This window comes from Mesorhizobium sp. M8A.F.Ca.ET.057.01.1.1 (genome assembly GCF_003952565.1).
Classification (GTDB): Bacteria; Pseudomonadota; Alphaproteobacteria; order Rhizobiales; family Rhizobiaceae; genus Mesorhizobium.
On record NZ_CP034454.1, the window covers coordinates 3,324,526 to 3,340,287 of the forward strand.

At 61.4% G+C, this 15,762-nt stretch carries 15 protein-coding genes and 2 pseudogenes; 13 read left to right on the top strand and 4 right to left on the bottom strand.

The window, feature by feature from the left end; genetic code table 11:
* Positions 1-28 precede the first annotated feature (28 nt).
* Positions 29-1,021 (top strand): helix-turn-helix domain-containing protein, encoded by a 993-nt coding sequence (locus EJ077_RS15530; protein WP_208695155.1) that lies wholly within the window; start codon positions 29-31, stop codon positions 1,019-1,021.
* A 541-nt stretch (positions 1,022-1,562) separates the two neighbouring features.
* On the opposite strand, the gene EJ077_RS15535 is transcribed toward EJ077_RS15530, so the two are convergent.
* The 3 genes from EJ077_RS15535 to EJ077_RS15545 form a co-directional block, all read right to left on the bottom strand.
* Entirely contained in the window at positions 1,563-1,787 is a 225-nt protein-coding gene (locus EJ077_RS15535; protein WP_031257363.1) for a helix-turn-helix domain-containing protein, read from the bottom strand.
* 492 nt (positions 1,788-2,279) lie between these two features.
* Positions 2,280-2,738, bottom strand: a complete 459-nt coding sequence (locus EJ077_RS15540; RefSeq protein WP_208695156.1) for a MucR family transcriptional regulator — start codon at positions 2,736-2,738, stop codon at positions 2,280-2,282.
* A gap of 484 nt (positions 2,739-3,222) precedes the next feature.
* Positions 3,223-3,804, bottom strand: coding sequence for an amino acid synthesis family protein (locus tag EJ077_RS15545; RefSeq protein WP_208695157.1), 582 nt, complete (start codon positions 3,802-3,804; stop codon positions 3,223-3,225).
* Positions 3,805-3,967: 163 nt separating this feature from the next.
* Here EJ077_RS15545 and EJ077_RS15550 point away from each other — a divergent pair, with 163 nt between their 5' ends.
* The 9 genes and pseudogenes from EJ077_RS15550 (at position 3,968) to EJ077_RS32795 (ending at position 13,250) form a co-directional block, all read left to right on the top strand.
* Positions 3,968-5,767 (top strand): helix-turn-helix domain-containing protein, encoded by a 1,800-nt coding sequence (locus tag EJ077_RS15550; RefSeq protein ID WP_208695158.1) that lies wholly within the window; start codon positions 3,968-3,970, stop codon positions 5,765-5,767.
* Between the two features lie 176 nt (positions 5,768-5,943).
* Positions 5,944-6,921: a flavin reductase family protein gene (locus tag EJ077_RS15555; protein ID WP_208695159.1), complete on the top strand. Its 978-nt coding sequence runs from the start codon at positions 5,944-5,946 to the stop codon at positions 6,919-6,921.
* Positions 6,922-6,943: 22 nt separating this feature from the next.
* On the top strand, positions 6,944-8,455 hold the full coding sequence (locus EJ077_RS15560; protein WP_208695160.1) for an aldehyde dehydrogenase: 1,512 nt from the start codon (positions 6,944-6,946) through the stop codon (positions 8,453-8,455).
* 28 nt (positions 8,456-8,483) lie between these two features.
* Positions 8,484-9,560: an LLM class flavin-dependent oxidoreductase gene (locus tag EJ077_RS15565; protein WP_208695161.1), complete on the top strand. Its 1,077-nt coding sequence runs from the start codon at positions 8,484-8,486 to the stop codon at positions 9,558-9,560.
* Positions 9,561-9,562: 2 nt separating this feature from the next.
* Positions 9,563-10,390: an alpha/beta fold hydrolase gene (locus EJ077_RS15570; RefSeq protein ID WP_208703011.1), complete on the top strand. Its 828-nt coding sequence runs from the start codon at positions 9,563-9,565 to the stop codon at positions 10,388-10,390.
* Positions 10,391-10,649: 259 nt separating this feature from the next.
* Positions 10,650-11,483, top strand: a complete 834-nt coding sequence (locus tag EJ077_RS15575) for a transporter substrate-binding domain-containing protein (protein WP_135867623.1) — start codon at positions 10,650-10,652, stop codon at positions 11,481-11,483.
* Between the two features lie 53 nt (positions 11,484-11,536).
* Positions 11,537-12,511, top strand: coding sequence for an amino acid ABC transporter permease (locus EJ077_RS15580; RefSeq protein ID WP_208695162.1), 975 nt, complete (start codon positions 11,537-11,539; stop codon positions 12,509-12,511).
* Positions 12,508-12,956 (top strand): annotated as a pseudogene (locus EJ077_RS32790) (ATP-binding cassette domain-containing protein); the annotation flags it as partial. The gene EJ077_RS15580 and the pseudogene EJ077_RS32790, both read left to right, overlap by 4 nt.
* A 21-nt stretch (positions 12,957-12,977) precedes the next feature.
* Positions 12,978-13,250, top strand: a complete 273-nt coding sequence (locus EJ077_RS32795; RefSeq protein ID WP_416859559.1) for a hypothetical protein — start codon at positions 12,978-12,980, stop codon at positions 13,248-13,250.
* 506 nt (positions 13,251-13,756) lie between these two features.
* Here the strand turns inward: EJ077_RS32795 and EJ077_RS15590 are convergent.
* A pseudogene (locus EJ077_RS15590) lies at positions 13,757-13,948 on the bottom strand (glyoxalase); the annotation flags it as partial.
* Between EJ077_RS15590 and EJ077_RS15595 the strand changes: the two are divergent.
* The 3 genes from EJ077_RS15595 (at position 13,920) to EJ077_RS15605 (ending at position 15,751) form a co-directional block, all read left to right on the top strand.
* Positions 13,920-14,546 carry a hypothetical protein gene (locus tag EJ077_RS15595; RefSeq protein ID WP_208703189.1) on the top strand — a complete coding sequence of 209 codons (627 nt, stop codon included), beginning with the start codon at positions 13,920-13,922 and terminating at the stop codon, positions 14,544-14,546. The pseudogene EJ077_RS15590 and the gene EJ077_RS15595 overlap by 29 nt on opposite strands.
* Positions 14,547-14,809: 263 nt before the next feature.
* Positions 14,810-15,304, top strand: coding sequence for a hypothetical protein (locus EJ077_RS15600; protein ID WP_208695163.1), 495 nt, complete (start codon positions 14,810-14,812; stop codon positions 15,302-15,304).
* A 54-nt stretch (positions 15,305-15,358) separates the two neighbouring features.
* Positions 15,359-15,751 carry a hypothetical protein gene (locus EJ077_RS15605; protein ID WP_208695164.1) on the top strand — a complete coding sequence of 131 codons (393 nt, stop codon included), beginning with the start codon at positions 15,359-15,361 and terminating at the stop codon, positions 15,749-15,751.
* Positions 15,752-15,762 lie beyond the last annotated feature (11 nt).

Genomic DNA, 15,762 nt, shown 5'->3' on the forward strand with positions numbered 1-15,762 from the left:
AGGGAATTCATGCCTTTCACGTTGGAGCGTGGCCATCGAATTCCTATCAAAGCATCGCATTTTTGCGAGCGGTGACCTCGACGAGGGCGCCCAATTTGCAGGCCAAGTTTGGGAGCGAAATCGGAGCATCAAGACCGACGACCTCCAATATGCCATTCGATGGAACCAGCTCGACATGGAGAACATCGGTTTCTCCTTTATCGAGCATGACTGTGCAGTAGATCTCACCGCGCAAGGTCCTCTCTCCGACCACTTCCGAGTTTTCTTTCACGAGGATGGGTCAATCGGACATTCGGTGAATGGCAAGAAATTTGACTCCCATGGCGGAAACGCGGTTATGCACGCGCCGGGCACCGATTTGCATCTCGACATCAACCCGTTCAAACTTCTTCTGTTGACCGTCGACGCCAGTGTCATCAGGACGGCTATGCGGCAGCGATTTCGCAAGCTGCAGCCATTTTCAGAATGGGTCGGCTCCTTACCAGAGGGCGCCCGACTGGACACCCTGCGTTCCACGGCAAAATGGATGGCCTGCGAAGTCGAACGGACCAGTTCACCTCTCGGCGAGGCCGGTAAGCCGCGGTTACATGCGCAACGTCTGCTCGTTAGTCTCATAGTAGAGTGTCTTTCGGAGGCTTCTCCGACAGACTCCGAACCAGTACAAGATATCAGCCACGCGCAAGTCCATCTCGCCAAGGAATGGATCGATGCCCATTTGGCGGACGTAATCGGGATCGACGAGGTCGCAACCGCCATCGGCGTTGGCATCCGTTCGCTGCAACAAAGCTTCAAGCGCGTCCACGGTTGCTCGCCGCACGAGTTTGTCATTGAACGGCGAATTGAGGCGGCGCGGCAGAAGCTCTTAGCCGCGACTCCGGAGGCGACTGTCACCGCGATAGCAACAGATCTCGGCTTCTTCGAGCTGGGGCGCTTTGCTGAGCGCTATCGTCAGCATTTCGGCGAAACACCCTCAGCGACGCTCGCGAGACGCCGCGCGCGGACACTAAATGATGATGGATAGCAGGATGGATTTCCGCTGTCCGACAAGGGGCTGATCATCGTCGGCCGCGGGAGGCTCAAGGTCCGCTTCCAAGAGTCCGAGCCTCCGAAGCCGACCGACCACTTACGGCCCCATTTCAGCCATCCCAATCGCAGCCCAGTAGGGCCGTTCCCCAGAGCAAGGTATCGTTTCAGCGAGCAGCGATGCCGATATCTCCGGCGCTCAGCAGGTTCGTCAAAGGGTGCAGCGGCGCGAAATTGACGCTGCATTGTGGGCAGGGGGATCCCGCTCGCAGAGATCGAGGAGGCGTCACCGAGATCCTTCTTATGCACCCGTCGCAAGGCGTAGGAAACACGCAAGTCCCTCATTCCGAAGGAAGTTCAGTTCGAAACGTGACCCATCGTGATCCAGAGCTCGCGAGGGGTACCGAGCGGGATCGTTGTGGAACTTCCTGTCGCCGTAATCTATCTTATTGACATATATTGCAAAAATCCTTGTCTCAGAGCACGTTAGGAGCGGCTTTTGGGGGCGGTATTGGATGCTCCTCCGCCACTAATCACGCTCACTCACCGCCGTTCATGCTGAATCGCTTTGACGCCCGGCACGCGACTGTATTCTTTTGATCCCACGTCTCGAGTTCCTCAATTGGGTACAACACGGCTTTGCCAAGCTTGACGTACGCCGGTCCAATCCTCTTGGCTCGCCAATTTCGCAGCGTTCCAAGGGAGATGCTGCCACGATAGCGTTCCGACACTTCCTCAGCTGTCAAAAACTTCCTGTTGTCCATCAAGCTCTCCATATGTCCGACGTCGGGAACATGTGAGCAGGCTCAAGCACGTTCTCAGACCCTGGGTCATGCAGTGGCGCGGACATGAGTGGGGATGTGCGTTGTAAATAAAAGCCGCTGAGCGAGGGCGTAGAAGCAGGGGATATGCCTGGATAGAAATGGGATCAACTGCCAATGCGATCTCCGGCACCATCGCCTCGACCCGCTCGTGCTTGGAGTTGACGTGGAGTCGACGAATTGGAATGAGGCGACGCCTGTCGGCGAGTTGAGCCAGCCAGGAAGGCTGAACTGGGCGAGCGCAGGGAACGCGAACCGGCACTGCCGCAGATTGACCGACCGACAATTGACGTGATCATCTATTGCCGCCCGCTAGAAATAAGGCCGGCGCCCTCGCTGGGAGGTTGCCCGAATGACGCCGGCCAGACGGTCCTTTTCAGGTCCGCCGCTCTCCAGACATAGCTGAGTCTTTCCGTTACGTCAGGTGGTGGCGAACTACGCTTTGGCTTTTCGCTTCGCAGGTGCCTTCTTGGCTGGTGCGACGGGTTCAGCTTTGCGGCCAAGCCCGATGGACTTCGCCAGTTGCGAGCGCTGAGCGGCGTAGTTCGGAGCTGTCATAGGGTAGTCGTGCGGCAAGTTCCATTTGGTGCGATAGGCGTCCGGTGTCAGGCCGAAATCCGTGCTAAGATGCCGCTTCAGGGATTTGAACTTCTTGCCGTCTTCGAGGCAGATAATGAAGTCCGGCGTCACCGACCTCTTCGGATTGACCGCCGGAATTTGCGGCTCAACGACAGGCGGGGTCGGCGTGCCAAGTCCGGACAGCGAAGCATGAACCGATGCTATCATTTCCGGCAAGCCAGAGACCGGCAATGGATTGTTGCTGACATATGCGGAGACAATGTCGGCGGTTAACTCAGCCAGTTCGGCAGAGCGGGTATCGGATTCGTGGGTCATTGGTGGTCCCTTTGTCGGATTTGTCCCCTCTCTATTGTTTGATGATCAACGACGCAACCGCCCTCCTAAGCCTAGTCTGTCGAACTGCAGTGGAGCCGGCGCGGAATTCGTAAGGTCTTCGGACAACCCTTTGATGTTTTTCAGAAGTAGTCGCTATCGTAGAACGAAAGACCCTCCTGGAGCGAAGTTGCCCGCCCATCATCCCGTTTAGCTGGGGTTCCTGGAAGCTTTTCGAACTTTCTGGGTCACTCCGCAGTCCGAATTGCGGGTGCTCATGGACAAAGTAGGATACTAGATTCGGCTTTGCATGGCTCTGTAAGGGATCGACCCCCTGCCACGTTGCGCCCGATAGCGCAACGGCACGACTTCCAAGTATCATGTTTGGAACGGCAGCTTCGCGCCTGATGTCGGCCTTTGAGGCCAGCTGCGCCGATTCTCGAAAGCGGACATCATCGACGACAGCCCAGGGGATGCGGCGCAAGCATCACATCGCTGCTTCCTGCTCCATCTCTTTCATGTCCTGAAAGCGGTCCGCAATCCGTGGGTGAACCCGTCCGCCGTCTGCCGCGCCAATGGCCACGACGATCTCGTCGGCAGCCGGTCCGTCAGCGATCTGGAAGTTGGCGGTGATGAAATGCGAGCGGCGGCCGTTCTCGCTCTTGTGCATCATCGGCAGCGACAGCAGCGCGCCAGGCGCGTTGCGTGTGTTGCAGAATTCGAGATAGGTCGTGCCGCCGACGGCGTCGCGGAAGACATTGCCGAAGCGCAGCGTGTGGATCATGGCCGAGGCGTGCTCGATCTCGCCGGCGGTTCCGACGGCGGCCGCCTTGCCGTAGCTTTCGATGCGTTCCGCCGGCATCAGCCCAATCAGGCGGCGCGTCAATTCCTGCCCGAGTCGGGGTGCGATGGCGACAATCTCTGGCCGCAAATCCTCGACGAAGCCGCGCCCGGCCCATGGATTGCCCAAGACGGCGGCGACGACGATCGATGTCACCGGCCTTGCGGCCGCCCTGCTGCCTTCGAAGTGCACTTCCTCGATGAAGGTACAGATCTTCCGCAATTCCATGATTTGGCCTCTTAAGTGAAAGCTCAAATCTAGTAGGCGCCGATCGGCGGGTATTCCTCCGGTTCGTAGGAAGAATCGGCGTGCGCCCCGCTTGGAAGCGGTGTAGCGTTGGTACATCCGCGACGGCTAAAATTCGCCCTTCGCGAGTGGCGGAAGATCAGGCGTGGACCACGAGTCGCAAATTCTCTCCTTGCGGGACGCCGCCAGCCTCATCAATTCGGGCGGCGATCTCCAGTCCGTGCTGCGCGACCTCGTGCTGGCGGCCTGCCGTCATGCCAAATGGACGCTGGGCTCGATCATGGGCATCGATGCCCCGCATGGCCACGCCTATGTCATCGTGCGCCACGATCCGACGCTCATTCACCGCACGCTGCCCGACCGCTGGGAACTGGCCACCAGTCCATCGATCGTCGCGCTCAACCGCAATGAGCCGGTTTATATCAGGGACGCGCGGGTGTCGGAGGAGTTTCCGGGCTATCGCCGCGAGGCCTTCGAGCGCGACTACCGCAGCGTGCTCGTAATGCCGATGAACTGCGTCGACGAGGACGGCCGGCCGATGGTGCTGACCGTCGTCTCGCGCGAAATCACCGAAGTGACGGCGGAGGATATCGCCTTCATCGGCATGATCGTGCATCTGGGCGAGATCGCGGTCGAGAAGCAGCATCGGCTGCGCCAGGAGAAGCAGGCCGGCGAACGCCTGCAACGCGCGCTTTCGGCGCACACCTCGCTTCTGCAGCAGGCCTTGTCGGACGGGTCGGTGGTCTCGCTCGCCGAAAAGGTCAGCGAGCTTCTGCCCAATCCGGTGGTGGTGATCGATTTCCATGCCAATCTGGTCGTCGCTGGTCGTTCCCCGAGCGAGGCCCATTTCGACATCGCCTCCTGGCAGCAGGCGGTGAGCGGAACGCTCAGCCGAAAGATCTTCAAGATAGCGCGTGGCGCGTCCGACGGGCGCCACGCCGAGACGCTGTTTGTCGATGACGGCAAGCGCCAGCTCAAGCTCTCGGTGCGCATCGAACCGCTCACCATCGACGCCGAAGTGGTTGGCGCGCTGATGATTTTTCCGACGCCGCAGGCATCGGGCCAACTCGACCAGATGCTGCTCGACAGCACCAAATTCGCGCTCAGCGTGCAGATGATGCGCAGCTTCGTGCGCTTCCGTTTCGAGACGCGTTCGTTGACCGAGCTTTTCCTGGAGGTGGCGGAGCGCCGCTGGCGCGACGAGGCCGACATCGTCAATCGCGCCCGCCGGCTTGGGCTCGACTTGACCGTTGCGCAGAAGATGATCGTCGTCGATCTCGCCGAGCAGGTGAAGGATGGTGCCATCGGCCTTGCCGATCCGCATCATGCGCTCGTGCGTCTCTTGCAGCAGGCAGGCATTGCCGGCACGGCAATCGCGGTGGAGGATGGGCTTGTCTGCCTGGTTCCTGCCGATGCCGGGCAGGACGGCGCGCGCTTCGCGAAATTGCCGCACAGGATCGCGGCCGAGCTCGGCCGCTATTTCGAGCGCGAGCCGGTGGTCGTGCTCTCCGAGGCCTGTGCCGCGCTGGCCGATTATCCGATCGCCTGGGAGCGGTGCCGCCGCATGATCCGGATCGGCCGTTCCTTCGGCCGCACCGGTGTTTTTGCCGGCCAGAATTTCGGTCCGCTGCCGATATTGGTTGCCGCCGCCGACGCTCCCGACGTGCGCGGCTTCGTCGAGGACAGTGTCGGCGCCCTGATCGCGCACGACCGCGAGCACGGCACGCCCTATCTGGACACGCTGTTTGCGTATCTGCGCGAGGGCTGCCGCAGCCAGGCCTGCGCCGACGCCATCGGCCTGCACGTCACCACCTTGCGCTATCGCCTGTCGCGCATCGAGGAACTGTTCGGGATCCGTCTCGACAAGCCCGAACAGCGCTTCGCGGTCGAACTTGCGATCCGTCTCAGCGGCATCATCGACAGCCGCGTGCCGGCAGCCCGCTAGACTCCCTTGACCCCGCCACCCCTGTAGCGACACGGCAGCCACCGCAAGCACAGGCTTGTCGCACCTGCATTTGCTCGGGATAAAAGCAGCACGCCGCGCCATCTTTCCTACAGACCGGAGGAAGAACGCCGGCCGGCTCCTGCCTAGCTTTCCATCCGACACTTAGGAGGAAAGCAATGGCGGACGCGGTGGCACAAAGGACGATCGATCCGATCGCCTTGCGTCGTGCCTTCGGCACCTTCGTCACCGGCGTCACCGTCATCACCACGCGCGACTGCGACGGCAATCCGCGCGGCATGACCGCCAACTCCTTCACCTCGGTCTCGCTTGAGCCGCCATTGCTCCTGGTCTGCGTCGGCAAGGCGGCGGCGAGCTTTCCCGCCTTCAACGAAACACGGTCCTTCGCAGTCAATTTCCTGCATGAAGGCCAGGTCGATGTTTCTTCAGTGTTCGCGTCCAAAGCGGCGGACAAATTCCAGTCGGTCAACCATGACCGCGCCCACACTGGCGCGCCGATCCTCACCGACAGCCTGACATGGTTCGACTGCACCGTTCACAACCGCATCGAGGCCGGTGACCACATCATCCTGATCGGCCAGGTCCAGGCTTTCGGCACCAGCCCATCGGCGCCGCTCGGATTTTGCCGCGGCCGTTACGCCAGCGTGAAGGATCCGCTGCCTACCGGCTGGCTGGCCTCGCAGGACATGATCATCGGCTATCTGGTCGAAGCCGGGAACCGCATCCTCTTGCGCAGCGACGGCAAGGGACGCTGGGTGCTGCCGACGGCGCGGCGCCGCAAGGCCGACAGCCAGCTCGTCCTCGATGGCGGCGATGCGCTGAGCCTCGTCCCTGAAAATACCTTCCTCTATTCGGTGTTCGACGTCGCCGACAGCGACCCGGGTTATCTCATCTACCGCGCCGAACTGAGCCGTGAGAGCGCTGAAGCCGCGCTGCCGGATGGCCACGCCTTCTTTTCCGTCGACACGCTGCCCTATGAGCGGATCGCCACGCATGAACTGCGCGCCATGCTGCGGCGCTATGCGCGCGAGCGCCAGGACAAGCGTTTCGGCATCTACATCGACACCGGTGATGGCGGCCGCGTCGCCATGATCGACGGCCAGTCGCAATCGTGGACGCAGGCCGAGTCCGAATAATGCTCCACGCAGGACAGACAGTATGAAAACGACGGTCGGATCGCTCGAAGGCTCGCGCCAGAACCTGTTCATCAACGGTGCGTTCGTGGCGCCGAAAGGTGGGCAGTACATCGACAGTTTCGACCCGACCACCGGCAAGCCCTGGTATCAGTTCGCCGAGGCCGGTGCCGAGGACGTCGGCGCGGCCGTGGCGGCAGCGCGCGCTGCCTTTGCCGCTCCAGCCTGGCGGCGCATGACCCAGACCGACCGCGGCAGACTGGTGCACCGGCTGGCGGAGCTGGTGCTCGAGCACGCCGACGAGCTGGCGCTGATCGAGACACGTGACAATGGCAAGCTGCTCAAGGAAATGCGGGCGCAGATGCGCGCCATGCCCGACAGCTACACTTATTTCGCCGGGATGGCCGACAAACTGCTTGGCGACACGATTCCCGTCAACAAGCTCGACATGCTCAACTTCAACCTGCGCGAGCCGATCGGCGTCGTCGGCATGATTACGCCATGGAACTCGCCGCTGATGCTGCTGACCGGCACGCTGGCGCCATGCCTTGCGCTCGGCAACACGGTCGTCGTCAAGCCGTCCGAGCATGCCAGTGCTTCCACGCTCGCTCTGGCCGAGCTGATCATGGAGGCTGGCTTTCCCGCCGGCGTGGTCAATGTCGTCACCGGCACCGGCGCCGTGGCCGGGGACGCGCTGACGCGGCATCCAGGCATTGCAAAACTCGTCTTCACCGGTTCGACGGCGACGGGCCGTCGGATTGCTGCCAATGCGGCGGAGAACCTTATTCCCTGCTCGATGGAGCTCGGCGGCAAGTCACCGCATGTCGTCTTCGGCGATGTCGACATCGACCATGCCGTCAACGGCGTCGTCTCCGGTGTCTTCGCGGCGGCGGGGCAGACCTGCGTCGCCGGTTCGCGCTGTTTCGTCGAGGCCAGCGTCTATGACCGTTTCGTCGAGGCGCTGGTCGAGCGCACGAGGCGCGTGCGGGTCGGATTGCCGACGCTGGAAGAAACCGACATCGGTCCGCTGGCGCTGTCGGCGCAGCTTGCCAAGGTGGAAACCTATGTCGCCTCGGGCGTGCGCCAGGGCGCCAGCATCGCAGCCGGCGGCAGGCGGCCGCAGGCGGCCGAGCTTGCCGGCGGCTGGTATTTCGAGCCGACCGTGATGACCGATACCGATAACGGCATGGACGTCATGCAGGAAGAACTGTTCGGTCCTGTCGTCGGCGTCATGCCGTTCTCGTCGGAAGACGAGATGATCCGTCTCGCCAACGACACACGCTATGGGCTCGCCTCCGGCATTTGGACGCGGGACATCAACCGCGCGCTGCGCTTCGCCAGGAATGTCGAGGCCGGCACCGTCTGGATCAACACCTACCGCGCGTCCTCCTTCATGTCGGCCAATGGCGGCTTCAAGGAGAGCGGCTATGGCCGGCGCGGCGGCTTCGACGCCATGGAGGAGTTCTCGCGCCTGAAGAACGTCGTCATCGACTATTCCGGCGCCATGCAGGACCCCTTCGTTATCCGCCTTCGCTGACCAAAGCCGACGCACTGGGGAGACCGAGATGAAATTCGCCGTTTCGCTGACCATGGAGCGCTTCTCGCCCGACATGCCGATGTCGAAGGTGAAGAGCAATCTGCTCGACCTGGCGCGCCTGGCCGACGAGGGCGGCTTCGAGACGCTGTGGACGGCGGAACATCACACGATCGAATGCACGATCTCGCCCAACCCGCTGATGACGCTGACCTGGCTTGCCCAGCATACCGAGCAGATCCGGCTCGGCACCTCGACGCTGGTCGCGCCCTACTGGAGCCCGATCCGGCTGGCAGGGGAGGGGGCACTTTGCGATCATCTGACTGGCGGGCGGCTGGAGTTCGGCATTGCGCGCGGCTCCTACCAATACGAGTTCGACCGCATGGCCGGCGGCATGCCGCAGCAGGAAGGCGTTGCCTATCTGAAGGAGTTGGTGCCGGCGGTGAAGAAGCTGTGGGCGCAGGATTATGCCCATGACGGCCACTACTGGAAGTTCCCGCTCGCCGCCGGCGTGCCGAAGCCGCTGCAGAAGCCGCATCCGCCGATCTGGGTGGCCGCGCGAGACCCTGGTACTTTCGACTGGGCGGTCGGCATCGGCGCCTCGATCCTGTCGACGCCCTTGTCGGCGCCGGCGGCCGAGATCGCCGTGCTCGGCGAGAAATTCCGCAAGGCCGTCGCCGATCATCCAGAGGTGCCGCGCCCGCGCCTGATGATGCAGCGGCGCACTTGCGTCTACGAACGGGCGCAGGACTGGGAGATCGCGGTCGGGCATGCCATCGACTACGGCCGCGCCTTCGAGAACCTGTTCCAGAACATCGGCACCGTGCAAAACGGCTTTCCCGAAGCCGTCCCATACGAGAGCATCAAGGGCAAGGACAACTACAATCCCGAGAACATCCGCCGCAACCTGATGTTCGGCACACCGGACGAGGTGATCGAGAAACTGCTCGACTATGAAGCGGCGGGCGTCGACCAGTACTGCCTCGGCCTGACCTTCAACCTGCCGTTCGAGCTGCAGAAGAAGACGATCAAGCTGTGGGTCGACGAGGTGATGCCGGTTTTTGCCGCGCGCGAGCGCGACAGGGCGCGTCAGGCGGCGAGGGCGTGACCATGGCGCGCTCCGGCCAGCTCGATGTCGAGGGCGTGCTGCTCAACTGGCGCCTTGAGGGTGAGGGCGGCGTGCCGTTGGTCTGCATCCATGGCGTCGGCTCCTATCTCGAAGCCTGGAATGGCGTGGCGGGCCAACTGAGAGATCGCTTCGCGGTTCTCACTTTCGACCTGCGCGGCCATGGCCGCTCTAGCCGGGTCAAGGGCCGCTACGAGATCGACGATTTCGTCAAGGAGACGCTGGCGCTGGCCGACCATGTCGGGTTTTCCGCCTTCAATCTGGCCGGCTTTTCACTGGGTGGCCTGATCGCGCAGCGCCTGGCGCTGACGCATGCTGAGCGCCTGCAAAAACTGGTGCTGCTGTCGACGGTCGCCGGCCGCACGCCTGAGGAGCGGCACGCGGTGCGTGGCCGGCTGGCGGCGCTGATGGCGAGCGACGGCTCGGCGCATCATGCAGCCTCGCTGTCGCGCTGGCTGACGGAGCATTTCCAGGACAAGAACCCGGTCGTCATCGCCGAGTTGCGCCGGCGTGACGCCGAGAACGACCGCGACTGCTATGCAGCGGCCTATCGCGTTCTGGCCGAGACCGATTTCGGCGGCATTCTCGACCGCGTCACCTGCCCGACGCTGATCGTGACCGGCGAGGACGATCAGGGTTCCAGTCCGCGCATGGCACGGCTGATGCACGAACAGGTGCAAGGGTCGCAACTCGCCATCCTGCCCGGACTTCGCCATTCGATCCTGATCGAAGCGCCGGCTCGGGTTGCCACCGTGATGGGCGATTTCCTGCTGGACGCCGACCGCGGGAAAGGGGTCACCGCCGATGAATAGCAGCCTTCGCGATGCGGCAGAGAATGTCGGACAGCAGGTGCTGTACGAGGGCTCGCAGGCAACAGGCCGGGACCTTCCCTGTGATCGGGGGAACGGCGACGGCAAACATCCTCCGCGACATCGGAAGACCGGACCGGCCGCGACGTCGCTAAATCCGCGTGGGAGAGGACGCCGACCTGGTCGGCACGAAATTGCGACATCACGACCGGCTGAACGGAAGTGACAGCAAGGGACTGAACAACAACAGGGGAATACGCATATGACAATCTGGAACAGACGACTCGTAACGATGGCCGCGGCGGCGCTTGCGCTTGGCGCATATCCTGCTCACGCAGGCGCGGTGCTCGACCGCGTGATGGCGGCCGGCACGCTCAACGTGGCGACCGATGCCAACTGGGCGCCGCAGTCCTTCGTGAATGCCAGCAACGAGCTGGACGGCTTCGATGTGGACGTCGCCAAGGCGATCGGCAAGCACCTCGGCGTCAAGGTCGAATTCATCACGCCCGGCTGGGACATCATCACCGCCGGCCATTGGGCAGGGCGCTGGGACATGCATGCCGGCTCGATGACGCCGACCAAGAAGCGCGCCGAGATCTTCGATTTTCCGGCAGTGTACTATTACACACCGGCGGCCGTTGCCGTGCACAAGGACAGCAAGGCCAAGACGCTGGCCGACCTTGACGGCAAGGTGGTCGGCGCCACCAGCACCTCCACCTTCGAGGCCTATGCCAAGAAGGATCTGACGCTCGACGCCGCCGGTGCGCCGCCATTCGAGTACAAGCTCAACCCGAAGGAAGTCCACTCCTACGAGAATTCGACGACCGCCTTCGACGACCTTCGCCTCGGCGACGGCGTTCGCCTCGACGCGGTGGTCTCTTCACTGCCGTCGATCCTTGATGCCGAGAAGGCCGGCTACCCGATCAAGCAGGTGGGCGATCCGGTCTTCTACGAGCCGCTTGCGATCGCCATCGAACGCGGCGATCCCGAACTCTCCGCCAAGATCGCCGACGCCGTGAAAGCGATGAAGGCGGACGGCACGCTGAGTAAGCTTTCCGAAAAGTGGTACGGCCAGGATTATTCGAAGACAAACTAGCTTCTCAAAAGGGGCCTGCCTCCGGCAGGCCGCCGAACAGCCGGTGCTCAAAAATGCTCTATCCGGATACCGTCGAAGCCGAAATCCTCGTCCACAAACCTTGGTTCGTGGCGACGATGTTCGGCGTCGTTCTGCTGCTCTTCATGGCTTTCAACATGTCGGGCACCAGCTTTGCCGAACTGATGCGTCCGGTGATCGGCGAACCGTCGGTGAGTGGCTTCTACGGCCGCTTTGCGATTGCCTTCGCCATAGCGGTGATCTTCACCTTGAACGTCGTGCTGATCGGTTTCGCGCCGCTCAAGTTCCAGATCTGCATCGTCTGGCTCGAACTGCTGCTCCTGTTCATCGCCTTCTTCGAGACGTTCCATCTCAGCCTGCCCTTCATCAGGGAGAAGCTGCCGTTCCTGATCAGCCAGGGCGTTGTCACCACGCTCTACGTCTCGGCGATTTCCATCGTCATCGCCTCGGTCATCGCGGTCGCCGGCGCGGTTGCCAAGCTTTCCAGCAATGGTTTCGCTTACGCCATCGCCAGCTTCTACACCTCCTTCTTCCGCGGCCTTCCGCTGCTCATGCAGGTGTACCTGATCTATCTCGGCTTGCCGCAACTCGGCTTCGTTATCAACGCGGTGCCTGCCGGCATCCTGGCGCTGTCGCTCTGCTACGGCGCTTACATGACCGAGATCTTTCGCTCCGGCATACAGAGCATCGATCGCGGCCAATGGGAGGCGTCGCGCTCCATGGGCTTCGGCTTCACACTGACCATGCGCCGCATCATCCTGCCGCAGGCGCTGCCGGTCATCATTCCGCCGACGGGCAATCAGTTCATCTCGATGTTGAAGGATTCCTCGTTGGTCTCGGTCATCGGCGTGTGGGAGCTGATGTTCCTGGCGCGCACGCTCGGCCAGAAGACCTTCCAGCACATGGAGATGCTGATTTCGGCCGCCATGATCTACTGGATGCTGTCCATCTGCCTCGAACTGATCCAGGCGCGGATCGAACGGCATTACCACAGGAGCAAGGTGCGATGAGTGCTCAGGCCATCATTGAAGCCAAGGCCGTCTCCAAATGGTACGGCCAGTTCCACGCGCTGAAGGACATCAACCTGACGGTCCACAAGGGTGAACGTATCGTCATCTGCGGCCCATCTGGCTCGGGCAAGTCGACACTGATCCGCTGCTTTAACCGCCTCGAGGCGCATCAGTCCGGCGACATCGTCGTCAACGGCGTTGCCCTGCATGGCAAGATGAGCAATGTCGCCGCCGTGCGCTCCAACGTCGGCATTGTCTTCCAGCACTTCAACCTGTTTCCGCACATGACGGTGCTGATGAACTGCATGGCCGGCCCCATGTGGGTGAAGGGCGTGACGGAAAAGAGGCGCGCAACACCGCGCTCAAGTTCCTGGAACGGGTCCGCATTCCCGAGCAGGCTAACAAGTTCCCCATCCAACTGTCCGGCGGCCAGCAGCAGCGCGTGGCGATCGCCCGCAGCCTGTGCATGAAACCCGATGTCATGCTGTTCGACGAACCGACCTCAGCGCTCGACCCGGAAATGGTCTCCGAGGTGCTCGAGACGATGACGGGGCTGGCGCGCGACGGCATGACCATGGTGTGCGTGACGCATGAGATGGGCTTTGCCCGGGCGGTGGCAGACCGGGTCATCTTCATGGACGCCGGCCAGATCGTCGAGGAGGGCACGCCCGACGAGTTCTTCAGCCGCCCTTGCCATGATCGAACGAAGTTGTTCCTCAGCCAGATTTTGAAGCATTAGCCTTCCTGGAAATGGCTGCGTTTCGACCTGAAGTTCGGGAAACGGAAGGTCCGCTTTCGGCCCCAAAGCAGCTAGGCCGCAATGCGCCTCAGTTCGGACGTCAGCATGAGGTTTTTGGTCGCTTGAGAGCGGACATTCAAATGAGACCGCCGTAGTGTGCCCGCTGAGCCGAAGCGCCTGTCGAGGTTCGGAATGTCGACCAGAAAGCTGACCGTCCCGATATCCGCGGCGCGTTGACCAGCAACAAGTGATTTCACAGGCACTCACCCAATTGGCGGGCATCTATGTGTCGATCACAGCTTCCGCTGGTTCGCGGAGTTTGCGCGTACAGTGCGCCCAACGTCGCGGTTGGTCAGCCGATGCTCAAACTTGCCGGAGAACATTCCGGCGTTTGAGCCAGGAGCAGTTGCGCCAATACACCCGCGGAAGTTCAGCTGCACATCGTGACCGAGCTGGAGACGGGCGTAGATGCGCCGTCGTCGATGATGACGACGGCGCGTCGCTCCTCATACCGGCAGGGCATTTCCGGTCTGCTCTGCCACCATGTACTGGGCGTACCAGTCCGGCCAGTTCTCGTCGCGTTGGCCGCCCGTCCGCTTTTCGTGCTCGCCATGGGCGGCAGCCGCACGTCGCAGCGTGGCCGCGAACTCGTTCGCCGAGGTGAACATCGTGACGTCGGTGTCCACGCGTCCCGGCAATGAACACGATAGGACCAGCCTCCTCCAGACCATTCTGAAGGTTATGCAGGTTTCGAACGGCATTTACACGATTCACCGTAATATCGAAGGAAGCGTTGAGAACGCTCGCGAGCAAGGCGCCCAGGGCGCACCCCTTTGGACCATGGTCCACCCAGTCGCCGGACGAACAGAGATTCCGAAGTTTGATTCCTCCGATTTTGTGCCGTTTGCCGTCTCTGGACGTGCCGACCTAATAAACCGAATAATCATGATTTCCAACAGGTACGAGGCGACCGAAAGCGGTTTCCGCGAATACAGCGAACGCCGCCTCAGCTTCCAAGATCTAGCAGGTCCATATACCACGCTCGGCCCGTCAGGCCAGCATATGACCGCGTTCCCTGAGGATGTCGCTGCTCAAGCGCAAATGCGTGCCTACGAACTAGAGCAACTGATCACCCAGGTCCGTGATTTCGCGAATAAAGATCTCGAAGAAAGCAAATCCCTTTGTTCTGACATCGATAAATTTGCAAAAGCCTATCTCAAAGGCAAAGGTGGGTTCGTATCGCTGGGTCTTGATGAGGTGAAACAAGACGTCGGTATCGCTGCTGCAGGGCACTAAAGAGCGAGGACCCGAGGACCGGAAAAGGGACGATTCCTGTAATGGCTCACATAAACGCGCAGTAGATGACTGACGAAGCATTGAATGGCTACGAGGGCATGATGAATGAATGCGTCGTAAAGGTGGAAAAGTTCACCCCACTTTGCCGTGCAAATTTGATCCGAAAGGAATTGGACCAACGTGGGAAGGTCAAGTTGGTTTCGGGGTCATATGATGACGTTGGCAAGGCCTTGATCCACCGGATCGCGCGGTAGAACGGGCTGATGTGGGATCTTCTCGGTCTCGTCGCTGCCACCGGCGTGCTCTCAGCCGCATGGACGACATTGTGGACGTGGGTGGCCGAGGGCCGCCAGCGAAAGGCGAACGCCCGCTATGTCGCAATGCGGGCGGCCATCTCCTTGGAAGACTATGCCATCCGGTGCTGGCAACTCCTTTACTCAGGGCCGGAACATCTGAAGCAAACCGGTTCGCCTATGGCCCAGGACGTGCCAGAGCTGGAGTCAATGCCCGATAGCGCTGATTGGGTGAACGTCGATCCCACCCTAGCGAACGAAGCCCTGTCCTTCTCGAACTCCGTTTCGATTGTGCAAATAATAGTCGCGCACGCCCGCCACCTCGAAAATAACCCGTTCGATGCTGAGACCTATGCAAAAGAGCGAGGCCAGGCAGCGTGGGCCATCGCCGAACGGTTGCGGCGCAAGTATGGCCTTGACGACAGGGCAGATCAAAGGAAGCAGCTCGCGGAATTGCTGATTTAAACAGTTCTGTCGGCTATGGAAATGTAGGCATCTTTGTCGGGGAGAGATAGACCAGTGGCGAACCAGTTCACAGACATCAAGATCAAGGCACTCGACGATAGCGCGTCAGGCCCTTCAGGCGAGGGTGCGTTGATGCGGCTAGTGCTCCGCCTGTCTCAAAGCGCGCCAGCGCCTTGGTCCCAGTATTTCAATAAGGCATGGCAGCAACACATTTACATGATGAAGCGCAGGGCGTCCGTGTCGGGCGACAGGCTCGAAATCATCTGCATGCCCAATGAGCTTCAGGCGGATCACATACCAGAGCTGAATAAGATTATTACCCAGACCAACGCCGCGTATGGGGCCTACGCTGCCGAACAGACCCGTCTCAGGCAGAAAACGGCAGATGAATCACAGCGCCAGAAGGACGATCTCGCCAAGCTGAAGGGCCAACTGAAGTTCGACTGATCAGCCGCCCT